Origin of the sequence: Flavobacterium sp., assembly GCF_040382755.1 — a bacterium.
Lineage (GTDB): Bacteria > Bacteroidota > Bacteroidia > Flavobacteriales > Flavobacteriaceae > Flavobacterium.
Genome location: NZ_JBEIET010000002.1, coordinates 42,193 through 64,019, shown reverse-complemented (window position 1 = coordinate 64,019; position 21,827 = coordinate 42,193). Strand labels below are relative to the sequence as shown.

Below are 21,827 nucleotides of genomic sequence, written 5' to 3'. Positions count from 1 at the left end.
TTACTTCGAAATCCAGAAATGGAATTGGTTTTTAAATATGTTCCAAACGATAAAATTTTCTTAGAAACCGATACAATTTCGGAAAGTTTAGAAGAAGTTTATACTTTTGCAGCAAAATGTAAAAATATTTCTGTAGAAGAAATGAAAGAAATAGTTTGGAACAATTACCAAACTGTTTTCAATAAATAGAAATAAATTATGGCAAAGTGGCAAGAAAGAGCAGCATTATTATTTAAAGAAGAAGGGTTAAATAAATTAAAAAATTCTAACGTATTAGTCGTTGGTTTAGGTGGCGTGGGATCATTTGCGGCTGAATTTTTAGTTCGTGCTGGTGTGGGTCAACTGACAATTGTTGATGGCGATACCGTAGATATTACAAATATTAACAGACAATTACCTGCTTTACATAGTACCATTGGCGAACCAAAAGTTAAAATTGTTGGCGATAGATTAATGGATATTAATCCTGAACTGAACTTAATACGCATTGAAGAATTTTTATCACCAGAACGTGCTTCAGAAATTGTAACTACTGAATTTGATTATGTATTAGATTGTATAGATAGTTTAACGCCAAAAATAAACCTTTTAGTTGCTGCTAAACGCAAAAAGATTAAAGTAATCAGCAATATGGGAGCAGGTGGGAAATTTGATGTTAATAAAGTTGTAGTTAGAGATATTAGTAAAACAGAAGTTTGTCCTTTAGCTAAAAATATTAGAAAAAGATTAAGAAAAGAAGGCATAAATAAAGGTGTAAAAGCGGTTTATTCCATTGAGCATCCAGATGCAACAAGTATTAAAACGACGGATGGTTCTAACTACAAGAAATCATTCTACGGCACTAATAGCTGGATGCCAGCACTTTTTGGTTTACACGCTGCGGAAACGGTTGTAAAACATTTGATTAAGGAATAAAACAATAAAACCTGACAGATTTCAATAACCTGTCAGGTTTTATAATATTTAGAATCTGAAACAAGTTCAGATTGACAAATATTCGTTTTTATTTTGCCAAATACGCTTGAACATTATTAAAAATGCGTTCTTCAATATTTGAAATGTCGCTTTTTACGAATTTTTCTCCTAAAATATTTTCGAATAATTCAATATATCTTTCAGAAACGGTAGCGATATATTCTGATGTCATTTCTGGGATTTGTTGTCCTTCTTTACCTTGAAATCCATTTTCAATTAACCAACGACGTACAAATTCTTTCGACAATTGTTTTTGTTCTTCGTTATTGTTTTGTCTTTCTTGATATCCATCAGCATAAAAATAACGAGAGGAATCTGGGGTATGAATTTCGTCAATTAAAACAATTTTTCCGTCTTTAGTTTTTCCAAATTCGTATTTTGTATCCACTAAAATTAAACCTCTTGAAGCGGCTATTTCTGTACCTCTTTGGTATAAATCTCTTGTGTATTTTTCTAACACTAAGTAATCTTCTTCAGTCACAATTCCGTTAGTTAAAATCGCTTCACGTGAAATGTCTTCATCGTGTGAACCATTATCTGCTTTCGTTGTTGGCGTAATAATTGGTGTAGGAAATTTGTCATTTTCTTTTAAACCTTCTGGCATTGTAACACCACAAATCGTTCTTTTTCCTAAAGCATATTCACGAGCAGCGTGTCCTGATAAATAACCACGAATTACCATTTCTACTTTAAAAGGTTCACATAAATGACCTACAGCTACATTTGGATCAGGAGTGGCAATTAACCAATTTGGTACAATATCTTCTGTTAATTGCATAAATTTTGTAGCAATTTGATTTAATATTTGCCCTTTATAAGGAATGCCTTTAGGCAAAACTACATCAAAAGCAGAAAGTCTGTCAGTAGCAATCATAACTAATAAATCGTTATTGATGTTGTACACTTCTCTAACTTTTCCTCTGTAAACGGATTTTTGACCTGTGAAATTAAAATTTGTAGTTGTAATAGTGCTCATATAGTGTGTTGTTGTTTTGTTTTGCAAAAGTAGTTTTAAAATCATTTTTTAACAAAAAAAGAGGCGTTTATTTTAACACCTCTTTTAAAATTAATCTGTATTTTCAATACTTTTATAAGCATTAATAACTGCTTTTACCAATCGGTGTCGAACAATATCCTTATCATCAAGATATAAAATTCCAATGCCGTCTACATCTTTTAGAACCAGAATAGCTTCTTTTAATCCAGAAATGGTTCTTCTTGGTAAATCGACTTGCCCTGGATCTCCAGTTATGATAAATTTAGCATTTTTTCCCATCCTTGTTAAAAACATTTTCATTTGAGAATGCGTTGTATTTTGTGCTTCATCTAAAATCACAAAAGCATTATCTAAGGTTCTTCCACGCATAAATGCCAATGGTGCAATTTGAATAATTCCTTTTAATATATAATCTTCAAGGGTTTGTGGCGGTAACATATCGCGTAACGCATCATATAAGGGTTGCATATACGGATCTAATTTTTCCTTCATATCACCAGGAAGAAACCCTAAATTTTCACCTGCTTCAACTGCAGGCCGCGTTAAAATAATTCGTTTTACCCGTTTTTCTTTTAGTGCTTTAACGGCAAGTGCTACTCCGGTATAGGTTTTTCCTGTTCCTGCAGGCCCAACTGCAAAAACCATATCGTTTTTAGCTACAAAATCAACTAATTTTTGCTGATTCGGCGTCATTGCTTTAATTAGTTTTCCGCCTAAACCATGAACTAAAATTTGATCTCCTGCAGGCATCTCCCCTGTTTGTTGGGCATCACCTTCAATAACACGCATAATTACGTTGTCATCAATAGTGTTGAAACGAGTAAAATGAGTCATCAAACGTCGAAAACGTTTTTCAAATTCATCTAACACTTCCGCTTCTCCAAACGCTTTTAAAACAGTGCCTCTTGCTACAATTTTTAATTTCGGATAGTACTTTTTAATGGTTTCTAAATGACTATCGTGTGCACCCCAAAAATCTTTTGGTGCAATGTTTTCCAATTCAATAATTCTTTCGTTCAAAGGCTATAATTTTAAATTGTTTTTATTCTGTAAAAAAAAGAGTAATTTTGTAACATTCAAATATAATAAAAACAAGCTTTCCATAATAAATAAGTTATAAACAATACAATGTCAATAATTACGCTTACTACAGATTTTGGTTTAAAAGATCATTTTGCGGGAATTTTTAAGGGTAAGATATATTCATTATTACCTGAGACAAATATTGTAGACCTTTCACATAGTATAGATAAATTTAATGTATTAGAAGCCAGTTATTTACTATCCGTTTCTTATTCGCATTTTCCAAAAGGAACAGTGCATATTGTTGCAGTAGATGCTTCCAGAAATGCAGATACCACACATATTGCAATGTTGTTCGATGGACATTATTTTATTGGTGCTGATAATGGAATTTTTGGCGGTTTAATAAACAAACGAAATCCAGATAAAATTGTTCAAATTACTATTCACGACCGATTGATTGATGGTTCGAGCGATTTAGACGTATTTGCAACTGTTGCTACTCATTTAGCAAAAGGTGGCGAAATGATGGTAATTGGTTCACCAGTAACAGAAATTAAGAAACGGAATATGTTAGTGCCTATTTTGGATCAAAATTTAAATTCTATTCGCGGACATATTGTCTATATTGATGATTTTGGGAATTGTGTTACGAATATTTCAAAAAAATACATAGAAGAAATTGCAAAAGGCAGACAATATTCGGTTCGCTTTTCTGTTTACTCTATAAAAAGAGTCAAAAATAATTATGCCGATTTTAAAAACAACACTACTGCTGATTTAAATGCAATGGCTGGAAACGAAATAGCGATTTTTAATGAAAATGATTTTTTAGAAATTGCCGTTTACAGAAGCAATCCTAAACGTTCCGGTTCTGCGCACACCTTATTGGGGTTAAAAATACAGGATGCTGTTATTGTGGAATTTGATTCATAGGTATAGGGTGTTGGGTAAAAGGTTTTGGGTTTTGGGTTCTGGAATTTGGGATTTGGGATTTGGAATAAAATATTGGAATTTAAATAATATATATGTTAGTACGAATTGTGAAACTTACCTTTCAAGAAGATAAAATTGCAGATTTTTTAAATAATTTTAATGAAATTAAGCATCAAATAAGACGTTTTGAAGGCAATGAATTTTTAGAATTGTATCAAGACAAACAAGATATTCGCGTTTTTTTTACTTACAGTTATTGGAAAGATGAAGCCGCTTTAGAGAAATACAGACAATCCGAATTATTTAATGAAGTTTGGAGTTACACTAAAACACTTTTCGCAGACAAACCGGAAGCGTGGAGTGTGAATAAATTGGCTACTTTGGAGTGAAATCATAGCCGCGAATTATCGAATTTTTAAAAACACCGATTAAAGAAATTTTTAAAATTTTTAAAATCCGTATAATCTGTGTCAAAAAACAAATTAAAGTTTCAAGTTTCAAGTTTATAAATTACTTTTGTCAATATAAAACAAGCATAATATATGAAAGCAGTATTGCTACGTGAAATAAAATCGTTTTTTGGATCGCCAATTGGCTATTTAGTTATTGCTATTTTTCTGTTATTAAACGGATTATTTCTTTGGGTTTTTGATGGAGATTTTAATATTTTAAATTCTGGATATGCGGATATGAGTCCGTTTTTTAAGTTAGCTCCTTGGATACTTATTTTCTTAATTCCAGCAGTAACTATGAAAAGTTTCTCGGATGAAAAAAAACAAGGAACTTTAGAAATTTTATTCACCAAACCATTAGGCCTTTGGGAAATAGTTAATGGTAAATTTCTTGGTGCTTTTATATTAATTTTAATTGCAATCGTTCCTACCCTTTTTTATGTGTTTATAGTTTCAAGTTTTACAGCAGCTCAAAATAGTTTCGATTATGGAAGTACCATTGGTTCGTATTTCGGATTGTTATTCTTAATTGGTGCTTACACTTCTATTGGTGTTTTCACTTCTACCCTTTCAGACAATCAAATAGTAGCTTTCATTATTGCTGTTTTTTTATGTTTTTTCTTTTATTTTGGGTTTGACGGATTGTCTAATTTGTTTGGGAATTTCAGTGGAATTATTAAAACGTTAGGGATGGATTTTCACTTTAAAAGTATGAGTCGTGGCGTTTTAGACACACGAGATATTACGTATTTTATAAGTATCACTATTTTATTTTTAGCTGGAACTGTTTATCAACTTAAATCGCTTAAATGGTAATGAAAGACGTTCAAAAAAATAGTTTAAAGAAATTAGGGTTTTTAGCGATTGGTTTATTTATTTTAAACTTTGCAAGTTATTATATTTACAAACGTTTCGATGTTACGCAAGACAAACGATATACGCTTTCTGAAACCACAAAAAAAATTATTGACAAAGTAGATTCACCTTTAATAATTGATGTTTTTTTAGAAGGTAATTTTCCTGCCGATTTTAAGAAACTTCAAACGGAAACACGACAATTATTAGAAGAATTTTCCGCATATAATTCAAACATTACGTTTCAATTTGTAAATCCCATTGAAAAAGAAGAAGACCGTTTGGAAGTAATGAAAAAATTTGCTCACAAGGATATGTTACCAATTAATATATCTTTAATAGAAAAAGGAAAACAAACACAAGAAGTAGTTTTCCCTTGGGCAGTTGCTAATTATGGTGATAAAGGAACAAAAGTGCAATTATTGAAAAATTTAATGGGCGCTTCAACAGAGAAAAAAGTTGAAAGTTCCGTACAGCATTTAGAATACGCTTTTGCAGAAGCCATTCATAAAATCTCGAATGAAAAGCAACGTAAAATTGCAGTTATTAAAGGAAATGGGGAATTAGAAGATATTTATATTGCAGATGTTTTAAAAACAATTTTCGAAAATTATAATGTTGGACCAATTACCTTAGATTCTGTGAAAAAAAATCCTGTAAATACCTTAAAAGAATTAAATATTTTTGATTTAGCTATTATCGCTAAACCAAAAGAAAAATTTACAGAAGCAGAAAAACAAGTATTAGATCAATTCATAATGAAAGGTGGAAAAACACTTTGGTTAATAGACGGAACTAATGCCGAAATGGAAAATTTATACAATGAAACTGGTTCAACTTTAGTAGGAAGTAATGATTTGAATTTAACGGATATGTTCTTCAAATACGGATTCAGAATTAATCCACAACTGATTAAAGACGAACGTGGAACACCTTTAGCATTAGCTTCAGGCAACCAAGGTAGTGAAACTCAAAATGAAACTTACAATTGGATGATGGCTCCATTTATTTATCCAGCATCTAAACATCCCATAGTAAAAAATATGGATGGCGTGAAATTCGAATTCTGTTCACCTATTGAATTGTTAAAATCTGACGTTAAAAAAACCATTTTAATGGAAAGTTCAAAATATTCTAAAGTAATTGGTACTCCTAGTATAGTTTCTTTAGAAATGATTGGAGAAGAAACTTCAGAAAAAGATTATATTAATGGTGGATTTATTCCTGTAGCAGCTTTATTAGAAGGTTCATTCACATCCATGTTCAACAATCGTGTTTTACCTTTTAAAGATGGGAAATTTCTATCAAAAAGTTTTCCTACAAAAATGATTGTAATTTCAGATGGAGATGTGATTAAAAATCAAATTGACAAAGGAGCACCTATTGAATTAGGATATGATAAATACACCAGTCAATATTACGGAAACAAAGAATTTATACTAAATAGCGTAAATTATTTATTAGACGATAACGGACTTATTAACATAAGAAGTAAAGATGTCACCCTTCCATTATTAGATAAACAAAGCGTTCAAGACAACTACAGTCAAACACAAATGCTAACTGTGGCGTTACCCATTGTGTTATTAGGAATTTTTGGTTTATTATTTACCTACTTAAGAAAGAAAAAATATAATCGTTAGTTGTTAATAAGTATATTTTTAGATTTAATTGTAACCCATTATATTTGTAAAAGAAAAAAATTAGAAAATGATGAATTTTATAGTATCCAGTTCGTATTTATTGAAACAATTACAAGTTTTAGGAAGTGTTATTAATAGTAACAACACCTTACCTATTCTTGATAATTTTTTATTTGAATTAGATAATAATCAATTACACGTTTCAGCTTCCGATTTAGAAACTACTATGTCGGCAAGCTTAGAAATCGAATCAAACAGCAAAGGAAGCGTTGCTATACCAGCAAAATTGCTTTTAGATATTTTAAAAACGTTTCCAGAGCAACCTTTAACGTTTACAGTTGAAGAAAACAGTACTGTAGAAATTAGTTCAAATTCTGGTAAATATGCGATTGCATATGCTGCTGGTGAAGAATTTCCAAAAGCAGTTGCGTTAGAAGACCCTTCTACAACTATTGTTCCTGCAGAGGTATTAGCAACAGCAATTGGTAAAACCATTTTCGCAACTGGTAACGACGATTTACGACCTGTTATGAGTGGTGTATTTTTCCAGTTTTCTACAGAAGGATTAATTTTCGTAGCTACAGATGCTCATAAATTAGTAAAATATGCTCGTGCAGATGTAAAAGCATCTCAAAGTGCCGAATTTATTATGCCTAAAAAACCTTTAAATATTTTAAAAGGAATTTTAGCCACTTCAGATGCAGAAGTTAAAGTAGAATATAACGATTCTAATGCTACCTATTCATTTGAAAACTACATCTTAACGTGTCGTTTAATTGATGGAAAATATCCAAATTACGAAGCGGTAATTCCAAAAGAAAATCCAAATAAATTAATATTAAGTCGTGTTACTTTTTTAAATTCAGTGCGTCGTGTGGCTATTTTTGCTAACAAAACTACGCACCAAATTCGTTTAAAAATTGCAGGAACCGAATTAAATATTTCAGCAGAAGATATAGATTATTCAAACAAAGCAGACGAACGTTTAACGTGTGATTACCACGGAGACGATTTACAAATTGGTTTCAACTCTCGTTTTTTAACCGAAATGTTAAACAACCTAACAAGTGATGAAATTCAATTAGAAATGTCATTACCAAACAGAGCCGGAATTCTTACTCCTATTGATGGATTAGATGAAGGCGAAACTGTTACTATGTTAGTAATGCCAGTAATGCTTAATAACTAAAAAATTTACAACCAACCTAACTACTACTTAAAACCACAATAGCTTTTAGCTTTTGTGGTTTTTTTATTGGTGTTTGGGTACACAGATGAAGCAGATTAGAATGAATTAAACTGATTTTTTAATTTGATAATTCGTTACATAAAAATAAACCCAACGTTTGTCACCCTGAAAGGGTCTCACGCAATACGCTTCACTTTTGTAATTAAACAAACTAAAAGAGATCCTTTCAGGATGACAAACGTAGTGGTCATTGTGTGTGGTTACTGAGTTACTCAAATCTTCCGGTGGCTGAGGCTCTCGAAGCCACCGGATATATCAATAGTGGCTTCGAGAGCCTCAGCCACCATTAACAAATTAACTCCTCAAAAAAAACTATTCACTAATTACTATTTACTAATAACTAAAATTTTATCTTTGCCAAGAAACAAAACGTATCATATGATTTTACAAGAAACCATAGTTGCCTTAGCTACGCCATCTGGCGCTGGAGCAATTGCTATTATTCGATTATCTGGGAAAGACGCTATTAGTATCGCTGCCGAGGTATTTCAATCGGTTTCTGGTAAAAATATTGCGGTGCAAAAAACGCATACCATTCATTTAGGACATATTATGGATGATGCAAAAACATATGATCAAGTATTAATTTCCATTTTTAAAGGTCCAAATTCATATACAGGCGAAAATGTAGTAGAAATTTCTTGTCACGGCTCTGTTTTCATTCAACAACAAATCATTCAATTACTGCTTCGCAAAGGAGCGAAAATGGCGCAAGCTGGAGAATTTACATTACGTGCCTTTTTAAACGGAAAATTAGATTTATCCCAAGCAGAAGCTGTGGCCGATTTAATCGCATCAGATAACGAAGCAAGTCATCAAATTGCTATGCAACAAATGCGCGGTGGATTTAGTAACGAGATTGCGAAATTACGTGAAGAATTATTAAACTTTGCTTCATTAATTGAATTGGAATTAGACTTTGCAGAAGAAGATGTTGCTTTTGCTGACCGAACCGCTTTTAACGAATTATTAGCACGTATAGAATTTGTTTTAAAACGTTTAATTGACAGTTTTGCAGTAGGAAACGTAATTAAAAACGGAATTCCGGTAGCCATAGTGGGCGAACCCAATGTAGGAAAATCTACGCTATTAAACGCTTTATTAAACGAAGAACGCGCCATAGTTTCAGACATCGCTGGAACCACCCGAGACACCATTGAAGATGAACTGGTAATTGACGGAATTGGTTTCCGATTTATTGATACCGCTGGAATCCGTGAAACGAAAGATGTGGTGGAAAGCATCGGAATTCAAAAAACATTTGAGAAAATTGAACAAGCGCAAGTGGTTCTTTTTTTAATTGATAGTTTACAATTGATAATTGAAAATGAAAACAAATTTAAAATTGAAATTGAAAAAATCAAGAATAAGTTTCCTCAAAAACCACTTGTAATGATTATTAATAAAATAGATTTTTTAAACGAAGAGCAACATAAACTCCTTTCAGAAAAATTATCCATTATTAATTATCCATTATCCATTTCAATTTCTGCCAAAGAAAAAACAGGCATTGACGAACTTAAACACACCTTGCTTTCATTTGTAAATACAGGTGCTTTACGAAATAATGAAACCATTGTAACCAACTCACGTCATTACGATTCGTTATTAAAAGCGTTAGAGGAAATTCAGAAAGTAAAATGGGGCTTAGATGCTGGAATTTCATCTGATTTAATGGCAATTGACATCAGAAGTGCTTTATATTTCTTTGGTGAAATTACGGGCGAAGTAACTAACGATGAGTTACTTGGTAATATTTTCGCTAACTTTTGTATCGGAAAGTAATAATACTATTACTTAATATAAAACAATCTGACTTAATCTATACAAATCCTTATATTATAAGACTTTATATAGTACTTAAAATTATTTTTATTAATATCTACTTGTATATAATAATATAAAAATTGTATCTTTGATGTATCTTAATGCTTCAGGGTACAATTATTTACATAAATAATATATTATTACGATACTTCCTGTTACATTATGTTACAAATTTTTACAATAATTTATACAAATGAGCAGCAACATTATAATACCCAAAATTTGTTTAGAGTGTAATAAAGGTTTTATTGCTAAAACTACCGTTACAAAGTTCTGCTCACAAAAATGTGCAGCAAAAGCATACAAGAAAAAAAAGAAATCTCAAAAAATAGCAAATACTCAAAAAATTGAATATGAGAAATCAGTAGGAATAAATATGCAGTTAATTCAATCTAAAGAGTATTTAAGTATTAAAGAGACTTGCTTACTACTTGGAATTAGTAGAATGAGTTTATATAGGTACATAAAGAACAAGACGATTGCTACTTCTAATATTGGGGGAAAAGTAATAATAAAAAAACAAGTAATTAACGACATAATAAAATAGAAAATGGGAGTTCATTTAAGAAAAAAGAAAATAGCCAATGGGAGAGAAAGTTTGTTTTTAGACTTTTATCCCCCAATAAAAGGAAGCAATGGAAAATTTACACGTAGAGAATATCTAAACAGATATATTTATGAAAAACCAAAAACAGCAGAACAAAAACGCCATAATCAAGAGAATATTAATTTTGCTGAAGGAGTTAAAAATAAAAGGGAAAAAGACATATTAAATGAGCAAGATGGAATTTTCAATTCTCAAAACAAGAAACGAGACTTTTTAGTTTTTTTTCAACATTTGTGCGAAAAACGTAGAGAAAGTGATGGTAATTACGGTAATTGGTTAAGCGCATTAAAATACTTGAATGACTTCACTAACGGAAAATGTGTAATGGGAGATATAACTGAAGATTTTTGTAATAAATTTAAAGAATACCTTTTACATGCTGACCGATTAAACACAGTTAAAGGCTTAAGGCTATCTCAAAACTCTGCATTAAGTTACTTCAATAAATTTCGGTGTGCCATCAACGAAGCATTTGATGGAAGACAATTAAATGAAAATCCATTACGTCACATTAAGGGAATCAAACAAAAAGAAACTAAGAGAGAGTTTTTAACACAAGAAGAACTTCAAATTCTGGCACAAACAGAATGTGATTCAATAGCATTAAAAAATTTAGCCCTTTTTTCTGCGCTTACAGGGTTAAGATGGTCTGATATTAAGAGTTTAAAATGGATTGATATTCAACAAACAGCAAAAGGTTATTTTATACATATCATTCAAAAGAAAACTTTAGACGTTATTATGCACCCAATAAGCGAAACAGCAGTTAAACTACTTGGGGTAAAAGGAAAACCAAATGAACTAATTTTTGGAGGTTTAAAGTATTCAGATAGTAATAATGACAAGATTAAAAGATGGATATTAAGAGCAGGTATCCACAAAAAAATAACACTACATAACTTTCGTCATACCTATGCAACTTTACTTCTAAATAAGGGTGTCGACATATATACTGTTTCTAAAATGCTCGGTCATAAAAAAATTGAGACAACAATGATTTATGCAAAAGTATTAAGCGAAACAAAGGTAAATGCAGCAAATTTAATTTATATTGAGTTATGACAGAAGATAGTCACCTTAGAACATCATACAGACACGTATATGATGTTGATGCATTTGAAATTCTCGATAGAATGAAAGAGAAATACAAGTCAAATAATAATATTATATCAGTGAAATCTTTAAAATTTGAAGAAGATAATTTAGTTAAATTTTTGATTGAAGAAGGCTTCAATGAGGTTGAAAATCAAAAAAATAGAAATTTTATTCTTCCTTCTAATTATAATTTGTACAATAAATTTCTTAGTTATAAATTATTGACTATGGATGTGTTTAAAATTGAACCATTATTATCTTATCAGTCTGTATTATTCTTGGGTAATGAATATGCATCTAAAGATAATTTTATTGGACTTCTTGAGTTTTTAATTTATGATATTGTTAAAGAAAAGGTATTGCCAAATGAGCAAATACGGTTAGAGAAAATGGTTAATTGGCTTGAAAGAAACAGAACATTTTTAAATAAGAAAGCATATTATAAAACTCCAAGGATAAATGATTCAGAAAATAAGAGAATAGTTACTATGGATACTGATTTTGCAAATGTATTTTTTGAAAAATTTAAAGTCTTTTTTAAAGGACAAGAAACTGAATTATTTGATTTTTTAATTAACAATGAGTCAACAGAATTATTGAACTTCAATGGAAAATCGAATCAATTGGCGGAGTTATTCAAAAGATTAAGATATAATTCAAAAATTCAAGTTTCCAGCATTAAAGAATTAGCAAATTGGATAGTTAAACATTTTACTGCAAAGAACAAACAAAAGGAATTTGTGGAATTAAAAATTAATACTATATCTCAAGTATTAAGTAAACCAAAAGCAGAACCAATAAAAACAAAAAGGATTTTATTAGATGTAGCAGAATTTATCCCCCAAAATCAAAGAAAAGAAAAATAATTATTTAATAAAAGAAAAAACAATACCCTAAACAATACCCTAAAAATTTAGGTTATTGTTTAGGGTATTTCGCGCTCATTAATTTTGTGTCATATTTATTCATAACATTTAAATTTAATCAAAATGAACAAAGAGCAAGTACCAGTAAGTGACTTACTACCACAGATTTTCCATCACATTAACGTGGTGGTTCGTTCCTCCGTTAAAGAAGCAATGGAACAAATTTCAAAAAACAAATCATCCAAAGAACCAAATATGGATGAGGATTTTCTTTCGGCTGAACAAGCGGCATCATTTTTAAAAATCAAACTTAATACTATTTATTCTAAAGTGGAGAAAGGAGAATTACCTTATTCCCGCAGCGGCAAACGTAAACTGCTTTTTTCAAAAAAAGAGTTAGAGAGATATATTGCTAACAGAAAGGTAAAAAGCAACGATGAGATAAAAGAAGAAGTAGAAAATTATATTGGTAAGAAATAATGAGCGACATTAAAGACGATAATTCAGAAAGAAAAATAACTTCTGAAGGTTTAAAAAAAGAGATTGAGGGGTTAGCAAAAAATACTATTATATATTCGGAATCGTTATCAAAAATAATGTTGACAACAGAAAAAATTAAAAAAATAAAAGAAAGCGATATACGATTTGCAGACCCAATATTAAGGCAAAATGATAATGCTATAATATTTCCGCACACAATCAATGTTATACAGGGACAAGCAGGTGTTCACAAAAGTAGATTAGCCGAATTTATATGTGCTGCTATGTTAAAGCGAAACGGATTTAACAAAGAATTATTAGGCTACAAACGGGAAAACTTTGAAGCAAACAATACTGTTGTATACGTAGATACTGAAAGAAACCAATCGGAGCAATTTCCTTACGCTTTACAATGTATTCAAATTAAAGCAGGGTATGACAAAAAAGACCATCCCGAAAATTTTAAATACATATCTCTATTAGAAATAACCCGTAAAGAAAGATTTGCAGTTTTAGATGAGTACCTAAAATTATTAAAACAAGAAACCGAAAATCCACTCTTTATTGTTCTGGATGTTTCAACAGATTGTATTGAAGACTTCAATAAAACTGATAAGAGTATGGAGTTGATAGATTTAATGAATGTAGCAATAAACGAACATAATGTTGTGTTTCTATGCTTAATCCACGAAAATCCAAAAAGCGAAAAAGCAAGAGGGCATTTTGGAACTGAATTAATGAATAAGGCAAGTACGGTCATACAAGTTTCTTATGAAAAAGATACTAAACAAAGAGATACCAATTTAATTAAGATAAGATACCTAAAATGCAGAAGTACTGCCCGACACGAACCTTTTTTTGCATTATATTCAGAAGAACAAAAAGGGTTGGTTTTAGCAAGTAAAGACGATATTCAAGAAGTTATGAGTGGTAAAAAACAAAAGGCTGATTTGGAGTTGGTTTGTGAACTTTTGGAAATGTATTTAGGAGATTCCACCTATTTAACCCGAAGAGAATTGCTGGACAAACTTATTGAAGAATTGGATGCTTCTGAAAAAACTATTGAAGATAGGCTTAAAGAAATTTTCATCAACAAAAGAACACTTCTTAATCAAAATGGTCAAGAGTGCTTCTTGGAGAAAGATAAAAGTGAAAAAGTAATGAGATATTTTTTATGCAAAAAATAAGCACTATAACCAATGTTTGTAATTGCAAAGAAACTTTGTAAATCAATTTACAATGATTGTATCCTTGTAAGGCCTTATATAGGCGATTGCAATTACAAACATATAAGACTAATTTTATGACAGATTATAAATTAAATAGTAAAAACCGTTTTAATGTTAAAAGTTGCCCTTGTGGAAAGGGAAATAATGATGGGAAATTTGTACCATTTGATGATTTCATAAAATTTGGATTTTGCCATTCTTGCGGAGAAACATTTCTGCCTAATATACAATCGAAAACTGAAATTGGCTATTACCATTCACAAAATAGAGAAGAAAAAATTATTTATATACCTTCAAACTACTTAGACAAAAGCATCAGTAATATTTACGCAAACAATTTTGTAAATTTTTTAAAAGTACAATTCGGAATTGAAGATACTAAAAGTGTTATTGAATTATATAAAATTGGAAGTTCAAATAATTGGAATGGTGCAAATATATTTTGGTATATAGACAAGGATAATAATGTTAGAACTGGTAAAATAATGTTATACAATAATGATAGTGGCAAACGTATAAAAGTTCCATACAATCACATAACTTGGGTACATAAAAAACTTAAAATACCAAATGAAAATATCCGTAAGTGTCTTTTTGGCGAACATTTACTTCCGATTTATCCGAATAGACCTATTGCTTTAGTAGAGAGCGAAAAAACAGCAATTATCGCAAGTTTGTTTTTTCAAGATTTTATTTGGATGGCGACGGGTGGTATTAGCAATTTATCATCTAAATATTTAGAACCATTAAAGAATCGAAAAATCATTTTGTTTCCTGATATTGGTGCTTATGATTTATGGATGGAAAAAACTAAAAAACTTGAAAAGAGTTTCGATATTAAAGTTTCTAAATATTTAGAAGATAATGCTTCAATTGATGATAAAAGAGAAAAATATGATGTCGCAGATTTTATTTTAAATTTTAGAAAAAAATCATCTTAATGTATTTCACCGCGTATTAAAATAAAATAAATGCGATTGTTAATAACTTTTATGCACTTATTATTCACATTAAAACAAATTAAAACACATTTTCAAAATTAAGCAATTTAACCCTATTGGGTAAGTCTATTTTACATCATATCTTTGAGTAAAAACATATAGATTATGATTAGAAAAGACTTATTTACAGGTGAACCATTTGTTCCAAAAAGAATTAATCAGCGCTTTGCAAATTCATTTAACCGTATATCTTATTACAACAAAAAAGCTAATGAATTGAGACATAGTGCAGCATTTATAAACAAACCTTTGCATATTAACCTCCGAATACTTAACGAACTTATGGTTGGAGAAAATGAAAAAATATTTTTCAAGCAGTACCTTTTGGGAAAAGGTTTTTCATTTAACGTTCATAATAATGTTAAAAAGCACGATGGGAAAAACCACTATGCTGTTTATGACTATGTAATTATTACTTTAACTAATGAACAAATTAAAATAATAAAAAAATGATAGATTTCACAACATTAGAAGCGAACCCTATTCCACCTCCAATTTCAGATTTGCAAAAACAAAATGTAATACTTAATGGAAAAAACAAAGTGTTTGAAAAAATTATTTTCGGTGTTATTGCAACAAGTGCATTGGTATTGATTTATCATGTGATTAAAACTTCTTACCCAAGAGAAAATGAAAAAGACTAATATAGGAAGTATAAACCAAATCTTAAAGGAAGAATTGCATAAAGACAAGTATGTAAAAACGACTATATACATTGCAGCAGGTGTTGTTGGGTTATTTGCTTTAGGCTTCGTTTTAAAGGCTTTAAATTATGCTCTGCATAACTACAAAGCATTAAATAGAACATTAAAATCATAAATTTATGGAAAATATTAATGATTCAAATCACAAGTCGCCATCTATTGCCGCGTTTCCAAAAGTCGGTAAACAAATGAAAATCAAAAGATTAGATTTTTGCAATATACCTCTGATTTAGCATATAAATTTGACCTTTATGAAGAAGTGTAAAGCAGTCACAAAACTCGTCCCGTGAAGCATGAACTGTTGATGAAACTTCGTGAGGGAGAGTATTCGTCTATTATTGTTTATAAATTGGATAGATTTGCGAGGTCATCAAGAGAACTTATTCTTGAGATACAGGAGTTAGTTGATAATGGTATCGGATTGATATCGATTTCAGAAGTTCTATGGGGAGATTATATTTCCAAATTTAGCAGCCTTTGCAGAATTTGAAAGTAGTCTAATTTATAAAAGAACAAAAGTACAAGGAACAATACTTTGCAGACCGAAAGGTAGTAAAGATTCCAAACCAAGACCAAAGAGTGGCTATTTGACGCGTGAATTGAATAAACGTAGAAGCAAAGAAAAAAAGGAAAATTATAAGTCTATTGACAGTTGCATTTATTAAAAACCTACATATTTCATTTTTTGCTTTATTGGTAATTTTAAAATTTCATTTTCAATATTAACTCTTACGGATTCAAAATTAACATTAGGGTATTGAATATTTTTATTTATTATGTTGTCGATAATACGACAAACATTAGCATCGTGTAAATCGTCAGCAAAAAGTGTACTGATTATTCCAGATATGAGCGAAAACGCTGTCAGCATAATACTAAATAAAATACCATTTCTTATTTCATTAGGAATCAATGCCAAAATATGGGATATGACCGAAGGCAAAACTGATGAACAATTAAAATTTGAAGGGATTTACAATAATGATTTAGAAGACGTTTTTAGAGAAATCAATACTATATAATTAATTTGCAAAATTAATCTTCATGAGTTATAAAACAAAAAACACAATTCGTAATTATTTTTATTTATTGTAAAAAAATATTACTTTTACAACAATGAAAATACTAAACATCATATTATCAATATATATAATTATGCTTACTGCCTATCCTTGTGCAGATAATCATAATGATGCTTTAGTGAAATCTTCACACACACAAACAAGCTCACATCATAATCACTCACACGATGAAGAAACAGATTTATGTTCTCCTTTTTGTGTTTGCAATTGTTGTGGTCAACAAACATTAAGCTTTTTTGAAATACAATCCTTTCAATTTTTAGTACAATTTCAAGAAATAAAAACTTCTATTTCTTTTTATAAGTCAACTTCTTTTTCAAATTTCTTCGGAAGTATTTGGCAACCACCTCAGTTAGTATAATGAAGCCCGAGTAATTTCGGGTTAATAAGTTGTGTCTTTTAAGTAACTTAAAAAGAAAAACAGTTATCTGTTTATTAATTCATTATACAATAAAAATGTTAGATAAAATCATTCATTTTAGTATCAATAATAAATTTATTATTGGACTTTTTACACTCGTATTAGTTATCGTTGGTAGTTATTCATTATATACTTTACCAATTGATGCGTTACCAGATATTACAAACAATCAAGTACAAATAATTACGAGTTCACCTACTTTGGCAACCCAAGAAGTAGAGCAATTTATCACTTATCCAATAGAACAATCAGTTAAATCAATTCCTGATATTGTTGAACTTCGTTCAATAAGTCGTTTTGGTTTAAGTGTTGTAACAGTAGTATTTAAAGAAGAAGTAGATATTTATTGGGCAAGAGCACAAATTACTGAACGAATAAAAGAAGCCGAAAACACCATACCAAAAGGAGTCGGTACACCTGAAATGGCTCCAGTTAGTACAGGATTGGGTGAAATATACCAATATGTAGTATTTCCAAAAAAAGGGTATGAAGAAAAATACAACGCAACCGATTTAAGAACAATTCAAGATTGGATTATAAAACCCCAATTAATTGGGACAAAAGGTGTTGCTGAAGTGAATACACTTGGTGGAAATCTTAAACAATATGAAATTGCTGTTCAGCCAGATAAACTGAAAAGTATGAATACTACAATTACCGAAATTTTTGATGCGTTAGAAAATAACAATGAAAATACAGGTGGTGCATACATTGATAAAAAGCCTTATGCTTATTTCATTCGTGGTGTGGGAATGGTAAATGGTATTGAAGACATCAATAAAATTGTAGTTAAAAATCAAAATGGAATTCCAATTCTTATTCGTGATGTTGCAAAGGTTCAAATAGGTAGTAGTATCAGATATGGAGCAGTTACAAAAGATGGAAAAGGCGAAGAAGTATCAGGAATGGTAATGATGCTTAAAGGCGAAAATAGTGGTGAAGTTGTTAAAACAGTCAAAGAAAAAATGGAACAAATCAAAAAATCACTTCCTGAAGGTGTAGAAATTGAGGCGTTTATGGATAGAACAGTTTTAGTGGATAAAGCCATTAGTACTGTTCAAACCAATCTTATTGAAGGTGCATTAATTGTAATTTTCATTTTAGTATTACTTCTTGGTAATTGGAGAGCAGGTTTAGTAGTAGCTTCGGTTATTCCATTAGCTTTATTATTTGCCATTTCAATGATGAAACTTTTCGGAGTGAGTGGAAATTTAATGAGTTTGGGAGCAATCGATTTTGGATTAATCGTTGATGGTGCTGTTATTATTGTAGAAGCAATAATTCATCGACTCCAAGTCAGTAATAAAGGTAAACTCACCCCACAAGAAATGAATGATGAAGTGTATAAAGCATCTGCAAAAATTAGAAGTAGTGCCGCTTTTGGTGAAATAATAATTTTGATAGTATATCTGCCAATTTTAGCCTTAGTAGGAATCGAAGGGAAAATGTTTGGTCCAATGGCACAAACTGTTTCATTTGCCATATTAGGAGCATTTATATTGTCATTAACTTATGTTCCAATGATGTCTGCTTTGGCATTAAAAAAAGAAACAGGACATAAAAAGAATTTTAGTGATAAAATAATAGATTCCATTTACAATTTCTATACGCCAATTTTAGAAAAAGCATTACGAGTTAAAGCTGCTATTATTGGTATAGCTATTACGTTATTTATAGGTTCGTTAGTCTTATTTAACACATTAGGTGGCGAGTTCATTCCCACACTTGATGAAGGTGATATTGCTACGCATTTGATTATAGCTTCAGGTAGTTCTTTATCACAAGAAGTTGATGCAACAACAAAAGCAGAACAAATTTTAAGAGACAAATTTCCTGAAATTAAAATGATAGTAACCAAAATTGGTTCGGCTGAAATTCCTACTGACCCAATGCCTATTGAAGCAGGTGATATGATTATCCTCTTGAAAGATAAAAGTGAATGGACATCAGCTGAAACCAAAGAGGAATTAATGGAAAAAATGGAACACGCTTTGTCTGATATTCCAGGTGCATTTACAGAGTTTTCTCAACCAATTCAAATGCGTTTTAATGAGCTAATGACAGGTGTAAGAAGTGATGTTGCCATTAAAATTTTTGGTGATGATATTGATATGTTAGTCAGCAAAGGTGAAGAAGTAGTTCAGTTAATTAATGGTGTTGAAGGTGTTTCTGATGCTAAAGCAGAACGAGTTGCAGGGTTACCACAAATTACAATTCGTTACAATAAAGACAAATTAGCACTTTACGGTTTAAAAATTGGCGACTTAAACAAAGTAGTCAGAATGGGATTTGCTGGAGAAACGGCAGGTGTTGTTTATGAAGGTGAAAAACGTTTCGATTTAGTTGTACGATTAGATAATGACAGTAGAAAAGATATTGAAAATCTAAAAGCTTTATTTGTAACCTTACCATCAGGTAATCAAATACCTTTAGAACAAATTGCAGATGTAAAATATGAAGATGGACCAATGCAAATTTCTCGTGAAAATGGAAAACGTAGAATTGTCGTAGGTTTCAATGTTCGTGGTGCTGATGTAAAAACGGTTGTAGAAACCATTCAAGCTAAATTAGACGAAAAACTTAAATTACCTGAAGGATATTACACTACTTATGGTGGTCAATTTGAAAATCTTATCGAGGCTAACAAACGACTTTCTGTTGCTGTACCAGTAGCATTAGGTTTAATTTTAGTACTGCTTTATTTTACTTTTAAATCAATCAAACAATCATTATTAATATTTACTGCTATTCCATTATCTGCTATTGGTGGTATTGTTGCCCTTTGGTTACGAGATATGCCATTTAGTATTTCGGCAGGTGTTGGATTTATTGCTCTTTTCGGTGTAGCTGTACTGAATGGTATTGTTTTAATTGGATATTTTAATGAACTTAAAAAGCAAGGTGTGGACAATGTATATGACAGAATAAAAGAAGGTACTAAAGTAAGATTAAGACCTGTTATATTAACCGCTGCTGTTGCTTCACTTGGATTTTTACCAATGGCAATTAGTAGTAGTGCTGGTGCAGAAGTTCAAAAACCATTAGCAACTGTTGTTATAGGTGGGTTAATAACAGCCACTTTACTTACATTAATTGTCCTTCCAATTCTGTATTTGTATTTTGAGAAAGGCATTAAAATCAAAAGAAAAACTATGAATAATTCGGCTTTAGTAATTACATTTTTATTTGGGATATTCGGAGCAAATGCACAGGAAACTCAGAAACTTGATTTAAAACAAGCGCTTGAAATAGGCTTAAAAAATAATCAAAGTATTCAAGCTTCAGAATTAGAAGTAAAAATGCAAACACAATTGCAAAAAACTGCATTTGAACTTCCTAAAACGGAATTGTCAGGAACATTTGGACAGATAAATTCACAAGCTCAAGACAAAAATTTTGGAATCAGTCAAAGTTTTAATCCATTTCAAATAAGTGCTAAAAGAAGTTTACTTGCAGCATATAGTAATGCAAGCGCAACGAAATTAGGTGTTTCAAAACAAGAAGTGACTTATTCTATTAGGCAATCTTGGAATACTTTATTGTTTTATGAAAAACAAAATGCTGTTTTAGAAAAACAAAATACAGTGATGCAAAAATTTGTAAAGTCAGCCAATCTAAAATTTCAAACAGGTGAAACAAATGCTTTAGAAAAAACAATTGCATTAGCGAAACAACAAGAATTAGAACAAAAAATAAAGCAAAATAAAACACAAATCGCCATTGAAAAATCAAAACTAAAAGCAATTTTAGATTTAAAAACCGAATTTATAGCAACGGATACTTCATTTGTTCCTTATCCTGCTATGGCGAAAGTTGATAGTTCAATGGTAAAACAAAATCCAATTGTTCAATTAGCAGATCAACAAGTTAAAATAGCACAAGCCAATCATAAAGTAGAAAAATCAGCATTGTCTCCAGATTTTTCATTAGGTTACTTTTTGCAGTCAATAACTGGTAATCAAGATGTAAACGGATCACCAACATATTATAATAGCACACCTCAATTTCAAGGTGTTGTAATTGGTTTGTCTGTTCCAATATTTGCAGGTAGTAGTATTGCAAGAGCAAAATCTGCAAAAACAAATATTGAACGAGAACAGAAAAATGCCGATTATATAAATCAGCAATTTAAGAGTCATTTAGAGCAACAATCTGAGCAATTAGCTACATATGCTTCATTAATTGATTATTATAAAAATACAGCAGTGCCAAATGCTAATTTAATAATTAAAAATGCAACAAAAGCATATCAAAACGGTGATATTTCATATGTGGAATATGTTCAAAGTTTAGAAACAGCAAGTCAAATTCAATTAAATTATAGCGAAGCGATTTATAATTACAATCAAACTATAATTACAATTCAATACAGTATCAATCAATAA

At 30.5% G+C, this 21,827-nt stretch carries 22 protein-coding genes and 1 pseudogene; 21 read left to right on the top strand and 2 right to left on the bottom strand.

The features are described from left to right. Positions 1–189: pseudogene (locus ABWO04_RS00675) on the top strand (TatD family hydrolase); the annotation flags it as partial. Positions 190–198: 9 nt separating this feature from the next. Next, a complete protein-coding gene (locus tag ABWO04_RS00670; protein ID WP_353076535.1) occupies positions 199–915 on the top strand; it encodes a tRNA threonylcarbamoyladenosine dehydratase in 717 nt (238 codons plus the stop codon). A gap of 88 nt (positions 916–1,003) precedes the next feature. On the opposite strand, the gene ABWO04_RS00665 is transcribed toward ABWO04_RS00670, so the two are convergent. Both ABWO04_RS00665 and ABWO04_RS00660 read right to left on the bottom strand, forming a co-directional pair. Beyond that, positions 1,004–1,951: a phosphoribosylaminoimidazolesuccinocarboxamide synthase gene (locus ABWO04_RS00665; RefSeq protein ID WP_353076534.1), complete on the bottom strand. Its 948-nt coding sequence runs from the start codon at positions 1,949–1,951 to the stop codon at positions 1,004–1,006. Positions 1,952–2,041: 90 nt separating this feature from the next. After that, positions 2,042–2,992, bottom strand: coding sequence for a PhoH family protein (locus tag ABWO04_RS00660; RefSeq protein WP_353076533.1), 951 nt, complete (start codon positions 2,990–2,992; stop codon positions 2,042–2,044). A gap of 108 nt (positions 2,993–3,100) precedes the next feature. Here ABWO04_RS00660 and ABWO04_RS00655 point away from each other — a divergent pair, with 108 nt between their 5' ends. The 19 genes from ABWO04_RS00655 to ABWO04_RS00565 all read left to right on the top strand — a co-directional run bounded on the left by ABWO04_RS00655 (position 3,101) and on the right by ABWO04_RS00565 (position 21,827). After that, positions 3,101–3,931: an SAM hydrolase/SAM-dependent halogenase family protein gene (locus ABWO04_RS00655; RefSeq protein ID WP_353076532.1), complete on the top strand. Its 831-nt coding sequence runs from the start codon at positions 3,101–3,103 to the stop codon at positions 3,929–3,931. Positions 3,932–4,023: 92 nt separating this feature from the next. After that, positions 4,024–4,320 (top strand): putative quinol monooxygenase, encoded by a 297-nt coding sequence (locus ABWO04_RS00650; protein WP_353076531.1) that lies wholly within the window; start codon positions 4,024–4,026, stop codon positions 4,318–4,320. A gap of 153 nt (positions 4,321–4,473) precedes the next feature. Further along, complete coding sequence (gene gldF, locus ABWO04_RS00645; RefSeq protein ID WP_353076530.1) at positions 4,474–5,199, top strand: gliding motility-associated ABC transporter permease subunit GldF; 726 nt, start codon at positions 4,474–4,476, stop codon at positions 5,197–5,199. After that, positions 5,199–6,881: a gliding motility-associated ABC transporter substrate-binding protein GldG gene (gldG, locus tag ABWO04_RS00640; RefSeq protein WP_353076529.1), complete on the top strand. Its 1,683-nt coding sequence runs from the start codon at positions 5,199–5,201 to the stop codon at positions 6,879–6,881. Before gldF ends, gldG begins: the two co-directional genes overlap by 1 nt. A gap of 70 nt (positions 6,882–6,951) precedes the next feature. Next, positions 6,952–8,070 carry a DNA polymerase III subunit beta gene (gene dnaN / locus ABWO04_RS00635; protein WP_291242309.1) on the top strand — a complete coding sequence of 373 codons (1,119 nt, stop codon included), beginning with the start codon at positions 6,952–6,954 and terminating at the stop codon, positions 8,068–8,070. Between the two features lie 438 nt (positions 8,071–8,508). Next, positions 8,509–9,915 carry a tRNA uridine-5-carboxymethylaminomethyl(34) synthesis GTPase MnmE gene (mnmE, locus tag ABWO04_RS00630; RefSeq protein WP_353076536.1) on the top strand — a complete coding sequence of 469 codons (1,407 nt, stop codon included), beginning with the start codon at positions 8,509–8,511 and terminating at the stop codon, positions 9,913–9,915. Between the two features lie 235 nt (positions 9,916–10,150). Continuing rightward, complete coding sequence (locus tag ABWO04_RS00625) at positions 10,151–10,504, top strand: helix-turn-helix domain-containing protein (RefSeq protein WP_353076528.1); 354 nt, start codon at positions 10,151–10,153, stop codon at positions 10,502–10,504. A 3-nt stretch (positions 10,505–10,507) separates the two neighbouring features. Further along, a complete protein-coding gene (locus ABWO04_RS00620) occupies positions 10,508–11,626 on the top strand; it encodes a tyrosine-type recombinase/integrase (protein WP_353076527.1) in 1,119 nt (372 codons plus the stop codon). A gap of 71 nt (positions 11,627–11,697) precedes the next feature. Continuing rightward, positions 11,698–12,525: a hypothetical protein gene (locus ABWO04_RS00615; protein WP_353076526.1), complete on the top strand. Its 828-nt coding sequence runs from the start codon at positions 11,698–11,700 to the stop codon at positions 12,523–12,525. 123 nt (positions 12,526–12,648) lie between these two features. After that, positions 12,649–13,005, top strand: a complete 357-nt coding sequence (locus ABWO04_RS00610; protein ID WP_353076525.1) for a helix-turn-helix domain-containing protein — start codon at positions 12,649–12,651, stop codon at positions 13,003–13,005. Next, positions 13,005–14,192: a hypothetical protein gene (locus ABWO04_RS00605; protein WP_353076524.1), complete on the top strand. Its 1,188-nt coding sequence runs from the start codon at positions 13,005–13,007 to the stop codon at positions 14,190–14,192. Before ABWO04_RS00610 ends, ABWO04_RS00605 begins: the two co-directional genes overlap by 1 nt. Positions 14,193–14,308: 116 nt before the next feature. Next, entirely contained in the window at positions 14,309–15,175 is an 867-nt protein-coding gene (locus tag ABWO04_RS00600) for a DUF6371 domain-containing protein (RefSeq protein WP_353076523.1), read from the top strand. A gap of 165 nt (positions 15,176–15,340) precedes the next feature. Then, on the top strand, positions 15,341–15,688 hold the full coding sequence (locus tag ABWO04_RS00595; RefSeq protein WP_353076522.1) for a hypothetical protein: 348 nt from the start codon (positions 15,341–15,343) through the stop codon (positions 15,686–15,688). Then, positions 15,685–15,879: a hypothetical protein gene (locus ABWO04_RS00590; RefSeq protein ID WP_353076521.1), complete on the top strand. Its 195-nt coding sequence runs from the start codon at positions 15,685–15,687 to the stop codon at positions 15,877–15,879. The genes ABWO04_RS00595 and ABWO04_RS00590 overlap by 4 nt, the downstream gene beginning before the upstream one ends. Further along, positions 15,866–16,054, top strand: coding sequence for a hypothetical protein (locus ABWO04_RS00585; protein WP_353076520.1), 189 nt, complete (start codon positions 15,866–15,868; stop codon positions 16,052–16,054). Before ABWO04_RS00590 ends, ABWO04_RS00585 begins: the two co-directional genes overlap by 14 nt. 171 nt (positions 16,055–16,225) lie before the next feature. After that, positions 16,226–16,429, top strand: coding sequence for a recombinase family protein (locus tag ABWO04_RS00580; protein ID WP_353076519.1), 204 nt, complete (start codon positions 16,226–16,228; stop codon positions 16,427–16,429). Between the two features lie 286 nt (positions 16,430–16,715). Then, the gene (locus ABWO04_RS00575) at positions 16,716–16,961 is read left to right on the top strand and encodes a hypothetical protein (protein ID WP_353076518.1); all 246 of its coding nucleotides are present in this window, start codon (positions 16,716–16,718) and stop codon (positions 16,959–16,961) included. A 94-nt stretch (positions 16,962–17,055) separates the two neighbouring features. Continuing rightward, positions 17,056–17,382: a DUF6660 family protein gene (locus tag ABWO04_RS00570; protein ID WP_353076517.1), complete on the top strand. Its 327-nt coding sequence runs from the start codon at positions 17,056–17,058 to the stop codon at positions 17,380–17,382. 95 nt (positions 17,383–17,477) lie between these two features. Then, the gene (locus ABWO04_RS00565) at positions 17,478–21,827 is read left to right on the top strand and encodes a CusA/CzcA family heavy metal efflux RND transporter (RefSeq protein ID WP_353076516.1); all 4,350 of its coding nucleotides are present in this window, start codon (positions 17,478–17,480) and stop codon (positions 21,825–21,827) included.

Coding starts and splice junctions, on each gene's coding strand:
- ABWO04_RS00670 (WP_353076535.1), top strand. CDS start 199: ATGGCAAAGTGGCAAGAAAGAGCAGCATTATTATTTAAAGAAGAAGGG.
- ABWO04_RS00665 (WP_353076534.1), bottom strand. CDS start 1,951: ATGAGCACTATTACAACTACAAATTTTAATTTCACAGGTCAAAAATCC.
- ABWO04_RS00655 (WP_353076532.1), top strand. CDS start 3,101: ATGTCAATAATTACGCTTACTACAGATTTTGGTTTAAAAGATCATTTT.
- ABWO04_RS00650 (WP_353076531.1), top strand. CDS start 4,024: ATGTTAGTACGAATTGTGAAACTTACCTTTCAAGAAGATAAAATTGCA.
- gldF (WP_353076530.1), top strand. CDS start 4,474: ATGAAAGCAGTATTGCTACGTGAAATAAAATCGTTTTTTGGATCGCCA.
- gldG (WP_353076529.1), top strand. CDS start 5,199: ATGAAAGACGTTCAAAAAAATAGTTTAAAGAAATTAGGGTTTTTAGCG.
- dnaN (WP_291242309.1), top strand. CDS start 6,952: ATGAATTTTATAGTATCCAGTTCGTATTTATTGAAACAATTACAAGTT.
- mnmE (WP_353076536.1), top strand. CDS start 8,509: ATGATTTTACAAGAAACCATAGTTGCCTTAGCTACGCCATCTGGCGCT.
- ABWO04_RS00625 (WP_353076528.1), top strand. CDS start 10,151: ATGAGCAGCAACATTATAATACCCAAAATTTGTTTAGAGTGTAATAAA.
- ABWO04_RS00620 (WP_353076527.1), top strand. CDS start 10,508: ATGGGAGTTCATTTAAGAAAAAAGAAAATAGCCAATGGGAGAGAAAGT.
- ABWO04_RS00615 (WP_353076526.1), top strand. CDS start 11,698: ATGAAAGAGAAATACAAGTCAAATAATAATATTATATCAGTGAAATCT.
- ABWO04_RS00610 (WP_353076525.1), top strand. CDS start 12,649: ATGAACAAAGAGCAAGTACCAGTAAGTGACTTACTACCACAGATTTTC.
- ABWO04_RS00605 (WP_353076524.1), top strand. CDS start 13,005: ATGAGCGACATTAAAGACGATAATTCAGAAAGAAAAATAACTTCTGAA.
- ABWO04_RS00600 (WP_353076523.1), top strand. CDS start 14,309: ATGACAGATTATAAATTAAATAGTAAAAACCGTTTTAATGTTAAAAGT.
- ABWO04_RS00595 (WP_353076522.1), top strand. CDS start 15,341: ATGATTAGAAAAGACTTATTTACAGGTGAACCATTTGTTCCAAAAAGA.
- ABWO04_RS00590 (WP_353076521.1), top strand. CDS start 15,685: ATGATAGATTTCACAACATTAGAAGCGAACCCTATTCCACCTCCAATT.
- ABWO04_RS00585 (WP_353076520.1), top strand. CDS start 15,866: ATGAAAAAGACTAATATAGGAAGTATAAACCAAATCTTAAAGGAAGAA.
- ABWO04_RS00575 (WP_353076518.1), top strand. CDS start 16,716: ATGTTGTCGATAATACGACAAACATTAGCATCGTGTAAATCGTCAGCA.
- ABWO04_RS00570 (WP_353076517.1), top strand. CDS start 17,056: ATGAAAATACTAAACATCATATTATCAATATATATAATTATGCTTACT.
- ABWO04_RS00565 (WP_353076516.1), top strand. CDS start 17,478: ATGTTAGATAAAATCATTCATTTTAGTATCAATAATAAATTTATTATT.